Here is a 12,557-nt window from a genome sequence, read left to right as displayed (position 1 = left end):
AACTGGATGATCCTCGCAAATCCAGTCCTCCAAACGATCCGGGAACAGGGTCGTCTGGTCCCGGTCCACTCCCTCGATATAGCCCGACATCCACACCTCCAACTGATGAACGCAGTATACCTGAACCTCGGGTTTCCACACAGACCCGGCCGCTCACTGCATCGACTCTCGCGGCCTATTTTGTTGAAGAACTCGCCTTTGATCGATGTGTGATCAGCTGATTCAATTCCTCTCGAGGGGAGGGATTGGCGATGATGGGACTGGGGCAGGAGGCGCAGCCGGCGTTGTTCTACGAGTTCTCGCTCAAGGATCATGTGCCCCAGAACCACCTGTTGCGCTCGATCTATCGGTTCTTAGCCCTGTCAGGGCTCAGCACCGACCTTGCCGATTTCTACAGCCACACAGGGCGCCCATCATCAACCCACTTCTCAATACGACACTTCGCGACCGGGAACCTGCTTTCGCGATAGTGTCTCGCTTGGTTGCGGCAGGTGGCGTGTCAGCCGTGGATTTTGGACATGACGTCGGCGTGCCCTTCGCGCACGGGTTGAGGGGCGAGGCCACGGAAACCGAGATGGACGCTGCGCTGCGTTCGATGCTGGCGTCCTTTCATGAAACCTGCGGGTTTCCCGGGGCGACAGTTGCTACACCCTTTAAGACGTCACGACCGGGTCGATCGCCATCGGCCGCGCTCCTGCGGAACCCGGTTGTCGAATGGATGGGCGGCGGGTTCGTCTCCACTTGCTTCGACCTTACAAACTTACAAAATGGGGGCACGCGCTGTTCACCGGCGCGGCGATGGATGCCCCCTATCTTGATCGCCGAGACCAAAGTCGCCGCTGGCGCAGGCAGGTTTCAATGACATACCAAAGGAGGTGAACCGCGTGGTCACTGCAATGGAATGCTCGGGATGAAATCCAAATTGGTTGAAAACGGGAACGATCAGCCATTGGCCCCTTGGCGCAGCCTGCCCACCGGTATCTGGGCGCTGGGCTTTGTTTCCTTGCTGATGGATGTCTCGTCAGAAATGATCCACGCGTTGCTCCCTGTCTACCTGACGTTGGGGCTTGGGGCGACCGCGCTGGCGGTGGGGGCGATCGAAGGCATCGCCGAGGCGACGGCGGCGATCACCAAGGTGTTTTCGGGGGCACTTTCCGACCGGATCGGGCGCCGAAAGGAACTGGCTGCCCTCGGGTACGGGCTTGCTGCCGTAACGAAACCCGTCTTTCCGCTGGCGCCTGCCATCGGCTGGCTGGTCGCGGCCCGTTTCATCGACCGGGTGGGCAAGGGCATCCGCGGAGCGCCCCGTGACGCGTTGATTGCCGATCTTGCCCCAGAAGGGCTTCGCGGCGCAGCCTTTGGGTTGCGGCAGTCACTTGACAGTTTTGGCGCCTTTCTGGGGCCGCTTGCCGCGATCGGGCTCATGTGGCTGTTCTTGAACGATTTTCAAAGCGTCTTCTGGGTGGCGGTCGTGCCGGGCTTTCTGGCCTTGGCGCTGATCCTTTTCGCGGTGCATGAACCGCCGCGCCCCGAGGGACTGCGCCAAGTGCGCAATCCTTTGGCGCGGGCCGAGTTGCGTTTGCTTGGAACGACCTACTGGTGGATCGTTGCAGTCGCCACACTGTTTACGCTTGCAAGGTTCAGCGAGGCTTTCCTGATCCTGAGGGCCGAAGAGACCGGTTTGGCGTTGATGTTGGTGCCGCTTGTTCTGGTTGGCATGAATGCCGTCTACGCGCTCTCTGCCTGGCCGGTGGGGGTGCTTTCTGACAAGATTGGGCGCGCGGGGTTGTTGGCGGTGGGGCTGGCACTGCTCATTCTGGCGGATTTGGTGCTTGGCTTCACGGATGGACTGTCCGGTATTGCCGCCGGCGTGCTGCTTTGGGGGCTGCATTTGGGATTCACCCAAGGGCTGCTGGCCGCGCTGGTCGCCGAGGCTGTCCCGGCGGAACTGCGCGGGACGGCCTTTGGAATGTTCCATCTGGTTACCGGGCTGGCGTTGCTGTTTGCCAGCCTGATCGCCGGAGCGCTTTGGACAGGGCTTGGCGCGCAGTGGACGTTCCTTGGCGGAGCAGTCTTTGCCGGAGTGGCCATAGCGGGCTTGTTTCCGCTGGCACAAAGGCTTGGGAAGGCGCGCGGCAAAAAGGCCTGAACACCCAAACCATCACGCGTCAAAACTTCAATCGGCGCATCCTGATCGGGAGTGGATCTATGGCTCTGTTGCCACCTGTGTTCAGCTCCCAATCAGCAGCTTAAAGGCGATAATCCACATCACCAACGCGATGAGCACCTCGAGAATACGCCATGCCAGCGGTTGCTCAAACACCGGACGCAGCCGGACGGCCCCGTAGCCGAGCGCGAAGAAGAACGCGAACGATCCCAGGATCGCGCCGATCGCGAAGGATCCCTGACTGCCCGCGAACTGAGTGGAAATGGTTCCCAAAAGGACAACCGTGTCGAGATAGACATGGGGATTCAGCCAGGTGATGGAGAGGCACGCGACCAGCGTCCGAAAAAGATCAGTCATTACCGATGACGTCTCTGCCGTCAGGGCCTCGGTCGAGCGCAGGGCGGACTGCAGGCTTTTTGCGCCATACCAGATCAGAAATGCCGCGCCGCCGAACCGCATGACTGGTTCGATCCAGGGCAGCCAGCCGGAAACGGTTCCGAAGCTGGTCACGCCGACTGTGATCAGGATCGCGTCCGAGATCGCGCAAGTCAGGCAGACCGCGAAAACGTGCTCGCCGCGCAGGCCCTGCCGCAGGACAAAAGCGTTCTGCGCCCCGATGGCCACGATAAGGCTGAGCCCCATCATCAACCCTGTGAAGAAAACCGCGAGATCCATATGCAGGTGTCCGATCCGATTGCATTTGGCTTGTGTTATCTTGGCGCGCAGGATTAGACAAATTAAGGATTCTAATTCCAATGAAGGAAAACTGAACAATGATCGACTACGCGGCCGCCCGCGCTGTCGCCGCGATTGTCCGGACGGGCAGTTTCGAGAGAGCAGCCGCTGCGCTGAATGTCACACCCTCGGCGATCTCGCAGCGCGTCAAACATCTCGAAGAGCGGCTGGGGGCCGTGTTGATCGAGCGGGGCACGCCATGCAAGGCGACTGACAAGGGCCTTTGGCTTTGCCGCCATATGGAGCGTGTTGGCGTGCTCGAGAAGGAGCTCATGGCGCACTTGCCCGGGCTCTCAGCCTCTGAAGAGGCCGAGCAACTTGTGACTCTTAACGTGGCCACCAACGCCGACAGTCTCGGGACATGGTTCCTCAAGGCCATTGCCTCGTTCACCAAGGCGACGGATTACCTGATCAATGTCGCCATCGATGACGAGGATCACACTGCCGACTGGCTCAGGCGCGGGCGCGTGCTTGCCGCTGTGACCTCTCTGGAACGCCCGGTGCAGGGATGTCGCGCGGCGCCGCTTGGATCGTTGCGATATCAGGCCACGGCAAGCCCTGACTTCGTTGCGCGCTACTTCCCCAACGGTGTCACAATCGAGGCCTTCGAACGGGCACCGGCCCTGACGTTCAACCAGAAAGACCAGCTTCAGACCGCTTGGGCCCGGCAAGCCTTTGGTCGAGACCTGCAGTTTCCGACCCACTGGCTTCCTTCCACGCAAAGCTTCCTTGAGGGGAGCCTTGCGGGCATGGGCTGGGCGCTCAATCCAGTTCAGCTTGCGGCAGAGCATCTTGCGCGCGGAGAGCTTGTCGAACTTGTTCCCGGTGAGATTTTCGAGAGGCGGCTGTTCTGGCAGATCAACCGACTGGCGGCCGATCAACTGGCCGAGCTAACTCAGACAATCCTTGCAGTCGCGCGACGCGAACTCGGCCAGCCATTAGCTCCTTTTCGGTGAAGGCTGCGTGCTTTACCCCGTGAACAAGTGGGTTTGCAAAGCGGCAACTTAGTGAGGCAGAGGGAGGTTAATATGGCGCTAACAATCATGTGTTAACGTTTTGGAAAGGTTTGGCCCAACTTATGCTTGCAGGGACAAAAATAATGCAAGCAATGATAAATTTTTCTGAAGCCTCGCTGGCACCTGTCTGGCGCCGTTATCTGCCGACTGTTCTGGTCGGTGCTTTGGTGTGTCTGGCCTGCATCGGGGCCGACCGGGCAAACCTGAGTCTCGAGTTTCAGCAAGAGCGGGATCGCGTTCGCAACGAGGCGGCGATGTTGAGTGCGAAGCTGGAGCGCCGGATCAATGCACCGATACGTGCGGCACAGGGTCTTGTGTCCATGCTGTCGTCCGAGCCGGACATGTCCCCAAAAAGGTTTGAATGGCTCGCCCGTTCTGTCGTGGACAATATCTCGGAAGTGCGCAATGTCGCCGCGGCCCCTGACCTGATTGTCACCCTTGTACATCCGTTTGAAGGCAACGCGTCAGTATTGGGGCTGGATTACAGCCAGAACGATGCCCAGCGCGCGGCGGTTTATCATGTGCGGGATAGTGGTGAGTTCATGTTGGCGGGACCGCTGAACATAGTGCAGGGCGGACAGGCTTTGATTGGGCGTTTTCCGGTCTTTTCCGATATCGAGGGCACCCATTTCTTTTGGGGCATCCTTTCAGTCGTCTTGGATCTGCCCACGGTTTACGCCAATGCCGGGCTGGATGCATCGGACAACGGGCTTGATATTGCCTTGGTCGGGCTGGATGGCACAGGCCGCAATGGCCCGCTTTTCTATGGCGCGCCTTCCGTCGCAATGGATTCTCCGGTGTCCGAGGATATCCTCTTTCCCAACGGATCATGGGAATTGCACGCGCGGCCCATTGGCGGGTGGGGCAGTACTGTCGCGACGACCGGGTTTCGTCTGTTCCTCGTGGCGGCTGGCGGTTTGATCATGTTGCTGGTGGCGATCACGAACCACATGGCCGTCCAGCGCAAAGCGACGATTTCGACCCTGCAAAAGCGTGAAAAGGAACTTGAGGCCGCCCGCCACGAGCTGGAGTCCTTGGCGTTGCACGATCCCCTGACGGGATTGCCCAACCGGCGCCTGCTGAATCGCAAACTCAAAGAACTGTCCGGAACCTCTTATCCCGGCATCATTCAACTGGACCTCGATGGATTCAAGGATGTGAATGACAGCTATGGGCATGCGGTTGGCGATCAGCTTTTGGCCCGCGTTTCTGAACGCTTGCGCAAGGTTTTGGGGCCTGAGGCCATTCTGATCCGCAGCGGCGGCGATGAATTCGTTGTCCTGCTGTCGCGTTTGCCGGGCCAAAAGGCGGACCCGGTTAGTGACAGAAGTCAGCTTGAAGAAACGGCACGGCAACTGATCGGCTGTATGAAGACCTGCGTCATGGTTGGCGGCAAGAAGTGCCGGATCGGGATCTCGGCGGGAATCCATCTCCACTGTGCTGAGGACAGTCTGTCGCCAGAAGAAGAGCTGACGCAAGCGGATCATGCGATGTACGTGGCAAAACAGTCGGGGCGAAACCGTTTCAAGTTCTCGACACTGAACGCCCGGCCAACAACCGCCGCGCTGCACAGCGGTGCCGAGTTGCTCGAAGCCCTGAGCGACGGTGAAATCATCCCCTACTACCAGCCGCAATTTTCTGGCGACGGGTTGACGGTTGTCGGGGTCGAGGCTTTGGCGCGCTGGCAACACCCTGACGGCCGAATACGGGTGCCGGGTGAATTCATGGATCTGGCACATTCGCTCAAGATCGAGGGCGAACTGGATCATCGTATCCTTGAACAGGCCAAGCACGATCTGGATCAATGGGAAAAGGCGGGGCTCCATGTGCCGCAAGTCTCGGTCAACGTATCGCTGCGCCGTTTGAACGACCAACACTTGATTGAGTCGGTTGACGCCATCGACGTTGACCCGTCGCGCGTCACACTGGAATTTCTCGAATCCATTTGTCTGGATGAGGAAAACAGCCAAATGGTCAGCAACATCGAGGCGCTCAAGGCCCGCGGTTTCCGGATCGAGGTTGACGATTTTGGCACCGGGTATTCTTCGGTGACCAGTTTGCTCAAGATGCGGCCGCATTGTTTCAAGATTGACCGAAGCCTCGTACAGGCTGCACCATACTCGTCCGCGAACAAGCGGCTGTTGGCCAGCATCGCCGAAATGGGCCATGCGCTGAATATTTCTGTCTGCGCTGAAGGCATTGAAACCATTGAGCATCTTCGCACCGCGCGAGCGGTTGGCTGCACCACTTTCCAAGGCTTCCTTCTGGCGCAGCCAATGCCGGCAAGTGACCTGTCGCAGTTCCTGGTGGGGCTTACTGAGACCTGTCCTGACAAGCTTGCCAGCTAACCGGCATCCCTTGAGATTTCTGAAAATGAGGGCTCGTCGCTATGGTCGTGTCGTCGTGGTTGAACCATTTAACCGGGGCGGCTCTCATTATTTGTTTACAAGTGAACGGTTCCTGTGAATTGTAGAGCTCAAGGGTCCGCAAGGAACCCGGGCTCATTCGATGATCGCGCCTGAGGAGAGGTGCGGCCATCGAAGTACATTGAGAACGAAGGGGAGGAAAATGAAGCGTAGGACTTTCATGAAAGGCGCTGCTGCGGCCGGAGTTTCCGTAGTAGCCCTGTCGCCGGGTGCGGCATTGGCCAAAACCACAAGCTTGCGGATTGCAACATGGGTGCCGCCGACTCATCATATGACGGCAAACACCCTGCCTAAGTGGATCTCGGCGATCAGCGACGCCTCGAACGGCGAACTCAAGCTGAACATCGACCCGGCGCCTATCGCCGGCCCACCCGAGCAGTACAATATCGTGCGCGATGGCGCCGCGGATATTGCCTATCACGTGGCCGCATATACGCCGGGCCCGTTCGAGATTGCCCGCGGCGTAGAAGTGCCCTTCCTGTCGCCCAATGCCGAAGTCGGTTCGATGGCGGCCTATGATTGGTATGACCGCAACATAGGCTTTGACGCCGAATTCAAGGACGTGAAGGTTTTGACCGTCTTTGTGCACGGTCCCGGTGTGCTGCATTCGAAAATGCCGATCAATACGCTTGAGGACTTTGCCAATGTGAAAGTCCGCGTTGGCGGTGGCGGAGTAAAGATGGCCGAGGCGCTGGGCGCAGCGCCCGTCGCGATGCCTGCGAGCCAGGCTTATGAAGCGCTGCAAAAGGGCGTGGCGGATGCCATCCTTGGACCATGGGAGTCCATCAAGGGCTTCCGCCTGTACGAACATGTGAACCACCATCTCGAAATCCCGGGGGGCCTCTACACCACGTTCTTTGCGGTGATCATGAACCGCGCCAAGTACGACACCCTGCCGGACGAGCAAAAGCAGGTGCTGGCCGATCTGGGCGGCATTGAAGGCGCGCGTATCCTTGGCAAAGGCTGGGACGATGCCGATGTGGCGGGCAAAGCCTCGGCGGCTGACGGCGCGGTCATATCGACCCTGTCGGACGAAGAAATGGTGCGCTGGAAAGAAAAGGTCGCCTTTGTCGAGGACGACTGGGTCGCGCTGGCCAATGAGCGGGGCCAAGATGGCGCGGCTTTGTTGGCTGATCTGAAAGCGACGGTCGAGAAATACGCGGGCTGACGCCTTTCAACACATAAGGCGGGCGGTTTAAAAGGACTGCCCGCATCGTGGCTGACACTCTTGGTCGGAGCCTATTGATGCAATCCTTTATCCGGCGCCTGTCCTACGGAATGGCCTATCTCTCGGGTGGTCTGCTGTTGCTGGTCGCGGGCATCATGTTTGTCGATGTGATTGGGCGCTACGTCTTCAACGCACCGCTGACCTTTTCGGTTGAGCTGGTGCAACTTCTGATGGGGCTGGCGATTGCCTTTGGCCTTGCCCTTACCACTTTGCGCCGCGAACATATCCGGGTCGATTTGGTCACCCAGATCAGCCCTCCGTGGTTGCGGCGCGTGCTGGATCTTTTGGCGGATCTTGCCGGGCTGATGTTTTTCGGGCTGGTGGCATGGAAAATGTTCGACAAAGCCTTGCAGACAATGTCGGACGGACTGTTCACCCAGATCCTGAGCCTGCCGGTCTATCCCGTGGTGACTGTGATGTGCCTTGCGGCGGCTATCGCCTTTGTAGTCGCTGCGCTTTTGATCCTGCGCCCTCAGGCCGGCAGAAGCGAGTTTTAGGACATGGGAATTTCCATTGGCCTGATGGCTTTTGCTGGCCTCTTCGTGATGCTGGTGTTGACGGTGCCCATCGGTTTTGCCATGGCACTTGCCGGTCTGGCGGGGACGGCGGCAATCATCGGGTTGAACCCCTCGATCGCGCTTTTTGCAACAACCGTTTACGAGACGACGGTCACTTATGATTTGTCCATCGTACCGCTCTTCGTCCTGATGGGTGCGGTGGCGGCGCGCTCTGGCCTCAGCCGGGAACTCTATGATGTCTTCAACGCGTGGCTTGGCACCTTTCGAGGCGGTCTGGCCATTGCGACGATTGGCGCCTGCGGAGCCTTTTCCGCGATTTGCGGGTCATCGCTGGCAACGGCCGCGACCATGTCGAAGGTCGCTCTGCCGGAGATGAAACGCCTTGGCTATGCCGATAGTCTTGCCACCGGGGCGGTTGCCTCGGGCGGGGTGATCGGCATTCTGATCCCGCCGTCGGTGATCCTTGTGCTCTACGGAATCCTGACCGAGACTTCGATCGGAGATCTGTTTATCGCGGGGGTCTTGCCGGGCCTATTGACGGTGCTGGTTTTCATGCTGGTGATCGCCATCGTGACCCGCTGGAACGCAGAGCTTGGCCCGGCGGGCCCCAAACATTCCATGGCGGAAAAGCTGGCGGCACTTGGACGGACCTGGGCGATCTTGTTGCTGTTTGTCATCGTCATCGGGGGCATCTATTTTGGCGTATTCACCCCGACCGAAGCGGCCGGGATCGGCGCCGTTGGGGCCATTGGGATCGCGGCCATGCGCGGGCGGCTGACCCTGCCAACGCTGAAAGACGCACTGTTGGAGACGGTTCAGACCAGTGCCATGATCTTTACCGTGCTAATCGGCGCCTTGACCCTGAACAACCTTACGATTTTCTCTGGGCTGGCCGGGGCGCTGGGCGGATTTGTCTCGGGGCTTGATATGACGCCGATGGCGATCATGGCGATCATACTGCTGATCTACCTTGTGCTGGGTTGTTTTCTGGACGCACTGGCGATGATCCTGCTGACCGTTCCGATCTTTTTCCCGATCGTGACGGGGCTTGGCTTTGACCCGGTCTGGTTCGGAGTGATTGTCGTAATGGTGGCCGAATTGGGCTTGATCACGCCGCCCATCGGGATGAACGTCTTTGTCATCAAGGGAATGGCGCCAGATGTCTCGCTGTCGGCGATCTATGCCGGGGTGTTGCCTTTTGTGGCGGGGCAGATCCTGTTGATCGTGCTTGTTTTCCTTCTGCCCGACCTCGCGCTCTGGCTTCCTGAAACCGCGAAATCCTTTAGGTGATGTGATGCAATTCGACGCTCCTAAGCTGTCCCATGTTTTCGATCTGACCGCCAATCTTGCCCCAATCATGGAGATGGGGCCGGGCAGGGCGGGCCAAAGGCGCATCGTCCCGATCATCGGTGGAACGGTCGACGGCCCGCGACTGCGCGGCGAGGTGATGAACCTGGGCGCCGATTGGCAGACGATTTTTGCCGATGGTCTGGCCGAATTGGACACGCGATATGGCATCCGCACCCATGATGGCGCGATCATCGAGGTCAAGAACTATGGCCTGCGCCACGGACCGCCCGAGGTGATGGCGCGTGTTGCGGCGGGCGAAGATGTCTCGCCCAGCGAATATTACATGCGCACCCATTGCCGCCTTGAAAGCGGCGATCCACGTTATGACTGGGTGAACCGCAGTCTCTTTGTCGGCATCGGTGGTCGCAAGGCGCTGAGCGTCGAGATTTCTTTCTTCGAGATCACGTGAAGGGTGCGCGAAGCTGCGCAACGGCTCTTTTCATTTCCTGGATCTGCTGCCAGCATGTCGGCATGACAAAAGATATCATTGATCCCCGAGCCCTCGACCGCCTTGCTGAGGTGGCCATTACAACTGGTCTGAACTTGCAGGAGGGACAGGATCTGGTCCTGACAGCCCCTGTTGCGGCTCTGCCCTTGGTGCGCCGCATTGCGGCGGCGGCCTATCGGGCCGGGGCCGGGGTGGTGACACCGATCTTTTCCGACGAGGAATTGACGCTGGCGCGCTATCGCAACGCGCATGATGCCAGCTTTGACAAGGCGCCGAACTGGGTTCTGGACGGAATGGCCAAGGCCTTTGAAGGCGGCGCCGCGCGGATGGCGATTGTCGGCGACGATCCCATGCTTTTGGCCGACGAAGACCCGGAAAAGGTCGCCCGTGCGGGCAAGGCCAATTCCATTGCCTACCGTCCCGCGCTAGAGCATATCGCCAACTTCAAGATCAACTGGACGATCCTGAGCTACCCGACGGCCTCTTGGGCGAAACGTATGTTCCCTGACTTGCCCGAGGATGCGGCGGTGGCCAATCTTGCCGAGGCGATCTTTGCCGCCTCGCGCGTTGTGGGCGATGATCCTGTGGCCGAGTGGAAGGCCCATAATGCGTTGCTTCGCACCCGGACGGAATGGCTCAATGACCAGCGGTTCGACGCGCTGCACTTTACCGGACCGGGGACCGATCTGACGGTGGGGCTGGCTGACGGGCATGAGTGGCACGGCGGTGCCTCGACTGCGCAGAACGGGGTACTGTGTAACCCCAACATGCCCACCGAAGAGGTCTTTACCACACCCCACGCCGCCAAGGTAAACGGCTATGTCCGTTCGACCAAACCCTTGTCGCATCAGGGCAGTCTGATCGATGACATCGAAGTGCGCTTTGAGGGCGGCAGGATCACCGAGGCGCGGGCGTCGAAAGGAGAGCAGGTGTTGCTCAAACTTCTGGATACCGACGAAGGCGCGCGCCGTTTGGGCGAGGTTGCTCTTGTGCCGCATTCCTCGCCGATTTCGCAGTCGGGGCTGCTGTTCTACAACACCTTGTTTGATGAAAATGCCGCCTGCCATATCGCGCTTGGTCAGTGCTATTCGAAGTGTTTCCTGGACGGCGCATCGCTCACCGAAAATCAGGTCAAGGCGCAGGGCGGCAACAGTTCGATGATCCATGTCGACTGGATGATCGGCGGCGCGGAAACGGACATCGACGGGATCAAATCCGATGGCTCGCGGGTGCCGGTGTTCCGGCGGGGTGAGTGGACTTCTTAACCCCGGGGCACCGAAGGGAAATCCAAAAGGTTTGTCACGCATTTCGCGAAGATGTGCCCGCCGGATTGCGCGCGCCCGGTGTCTGGGGCAGGGTCGTGGGGCGAACAAGGAGTGATGCAGATGGGATTGTTGGGGGCTGGCGTGCTGATCGGAATCGGTGGCACGGTGGCGATGGATATATGGGCTTTGATTTTGAACAAGGCCTTTGGCCAACCGTTGCCGAACTGGGGCAATGTGGGCCGTTGGACAGGGCACCTGCCACGCGGCGTGGTTTTTCACGATGACATTGGCGTGGTCGAACCTGTGGTCGCAGAAACCGCCATCGGATGGGCGCTGCATTATGGCGTCGGCATCCTGTACGGGGTGATCTTTGTGATGTTCATGGGAATGGGCTGGGTCTCTGCGCCGACGTTCCTGCCTGTCTGGATCTTTGGGATCATTACAATCGCCGCAGGTTGGTTCCTGCTTCATCCGGGTATGGGGCTGGGCTGGGCCTTGTCCAAGACGGACGATCCGTGGCGCGGACGGATGATGGGGCTCGTGGCCCATACGGTATTTGCTTTGGGGATGTATGTGACCGCGCTGCTCATCTGAGGGGCGGTCTGGGTGGAGTGGGCCGACTGGCCCACCCCGAAACAGGCTTAGGCCAGTTCGATATCCGAAGCGCTTTCGCGGCCGTCGCGACCGGACTGCAGCTCGAAAGTCACTTTTTGGTTGTCCTGAAGGCCGGTCAGGCCCGAACGCTCAACAGCGGAGATGTGGACAAAAATGTCCTTGCCGCCATCGTCGGGTGCAATGAAGCCGTAGCCTTTGGTGGTGTTGAACCATTTCACGGTGCCAGTAGCCATATCCGTGGTCTCCTAGAGTATTTGCCGCTCGCGGATTTGCAGCGGCCCGGCGTAGTCAGAGCAAGATCGGTAGCGCTGTAGCCGGATTAGGGAGACAGGTAGGCGATAGTGGTAACGTAGCAGCCCGCTATATGGCAGCGAATGAGATTCGTTTCAAGAGGTTTGCAATCGACAGGCGAATTACAGCGCGGCCCAATCGGTGAAGCGATACGTCTTGATCGGGCGCGGGGCAGGCTCGGGCAGACGCGGTGCGTCCGGGGCGGGGTTAGGGTGCTTGGCGGTCATTTTGTCGTCCTCCTGCCGTTGATCATGCATGAGGTTAACGCATCGGGGTAGTCAGGAGTTCCGGACCTCAAGTGCGGGTTGTCGCAACCGAAATTCGGCTTTCTCCGCGGGCATACTGTCCGGCGATGAACAGGCCGAACGTCAAGGTTGCAACGACGACCATTGCCTTGAAAGCCGTTTGGTAGCGGAATATCGAGCTGGCGACACCAAATACGCCTGCAATCGAAACGACGCATAAAAAGATGGGCAGGTACTTTGCTGTACTGCCCAT

The 12,557-nt window shown here is 59.2% G+C and carries 12 protein-coding genes and 1 pseudogene; 10 read left to right on the top strand and 3 right to left on the bottom strand.

From position 1 onward, the window contains the following. Window positions 1–251: 251 nt before the first annotated feature. Window positions 252–416: pseudogene (locus ACOYQJ_RS14210) on the top strand (transposase); the annotation flags it as partial. A 494-nt stretch (window positions 417–910) separates the two neighbouring features. Next, window positions 911–2,149, top strand: coding sequence for an MFS transporter (locus tag ACOYQJ_RS14205; protein ID WP_422906689.1), 1,239 nt, complete (start codon window positions 911–913; stop codon window positions 2,147–2,149). Between the two features lie 81 nt (window positions 2,150–2,230). Here ACOYQJ_RS14205 and ACOYQJ_RS14200 read toward each other — a convergent pair whose 3' ends face one another. Further along, on the bottom strand, window positions 2,231–2,842 hold the full coding sequence (locus ACOYQJ_RS14200) for a LysE/ArgO family amino acid transporter (RefSeq protein WP_422906688.1): 612 nt from the start codon (window positions 2,840–2,842) through the stop codon (window positions 2,231–2,233). Window positions 2,843–2,940: 98 nt separating this feature from the next. Here ACOYQJ_RS14200 and ACOYQJ_RS14195 point away from each other — a divergent pair, with 98 nt between their 5' ends. The 8 genes from ACOYQJ_RS14195 (at window position 2,941) to ACOYQJ_RS14160 (ending at window position 11,747) form a co-directional block, all read left to right on the top strand. Next, entirely contained in the window at window positions 2,941–3,858 is a 918-nt protein-coding gene (locus ACOYQJ_RS14195; protein WP_422906687.1) for a LysR family transcriptional regulator ArgP, read from the top strand. 143 nt (window positions 3,859–4,001) lie between these two features. Beyond that, window positions 4,002–6,266 (top strand): putative bifunctional diguanylate cyclase/phosphodiesterase, encoded by a 2,265-nt coding sequence (locus ACOYQJ_RS14190; protein ID WP_422906686.1) that lies wholly within the window; start codon window positions 4,002–4,004, stop codon window positions 6,264–6,266. Between the two features lie 220 nt (window positions 6,267–6,486). Further along, the gene (locus ACOYQJ_RS14185; protein WP_422906685.1) at window positions 6,487–7,512 is read left to right on the top strand and encodes a TRAP transporter substrate-binding protein; all 1,026 of its coding nucleotides are present in this window, start codon (window positions 6,487–6,489) and stop codon (window positions 7,510–7,512) included. 77 nt (window positions 7,513–7,589) lie between these two features. Next, a complete protein-coding gene (locus ACOYQJ_RS14180) occupies window positions 7,590–8,069 on the top strand; it encodes a TRAP transporter small permease (protein ID WP_422906684.1) in 480 nt (159 codons plus the stop codon). Window positions 8,070–8,072: 3 nt separating this feature from the next. Further along, window positions 8,073–9,380: a TRAP transporter large permease gene (locus ACOYQJ_RS14175; protein WP_422906683.1), complete on the top strand. Its 1,308-nt coding sequence runs from the start codon at window positions 8,073–8,075 to the stop codon at window positions 9,378–9,380. A gap of 4 nt (window positions 9,381–9,384) precedes the next feature. Then, window positions 9,385–9,849, top strand: coding sequence for a DUF3237 domain-containing protein (locus ACOYQJ_RS14170; RefSeq protein WP_422906682.1), 465 nt, complete (start codon window positions 9,385–9,387; stop codon window positions 9,847–9,849). A 62-nt stretch (window positions 9,850–9,911) separates the two neighbouring features. Then, complete coding sequence (locus ACOYQJ_RS14165) at window positions 9,912–11,153, top strand: aminopeptidase (protein WP_422906681.1); 1,242 nt, start codon at window positions 9,912–9,914, stop codon at window positions 11,151–11,153. Window positions 11,154–11,273: 120 nt separating this feature from the next. After that, on the top strand, window positions 11,274–11,747 hold the full coding sequence (locus ACOYQJ_RS14160) for a DUF2938 domain-containing protein (protein ID WP_422906680.1): 474 nt from the start codon (window positions 11,274–11,276) through the stop codon (window positions 11,745–11,747). 47 nt (window positions 11,748–11,794) lie between these two features. On the opposite strand, the gene ACOYQJ_RS14155 is transcribed toward ACOYQJ_RS14160, so the two are convergent. Both ACOYQJ_RS14155 and ACOYQJ_RS14150 read right to left on the bottom strand, forming a co-directional pair. After that, a complete protein-coding gene (locus ACOYQJ_RS14155; protein ID WP_422906679.1) occupies window positions 11,795–12,001 on the bottom strand; it encodes a cold-shock protein in 207 nt (68 codons plus the stop codon). A gap of 352 nt (window positions 12,002–12,353) precedes the next feature. After that, on the bottom strand, window positions 12,354–12,557 hold the full coding sequence (locus tag ACOYQJ_RS14150; RefSeq protein WP_422906678.1) for a hypothetical protein: 204 nt from the start codon (window positions 12,555–12,557) through the stop codon (window positions 12,354–12,356).

The sequence above is a fragment of the Pacificoceanicola algae genome (genome assembly GCF_049341065.1).
Classification (GTDB): Bacteria; Pseudomonadota; Alphaproteobacteria; order Rhodobacterales; family Rhodobacteraceae; genus Pacificoceanicola.
The sequence above is the reverse complement of the archived record's forward strand: the minus strand, read 5'-3'. Positions and strand labels throughout refer to the sequence as shown.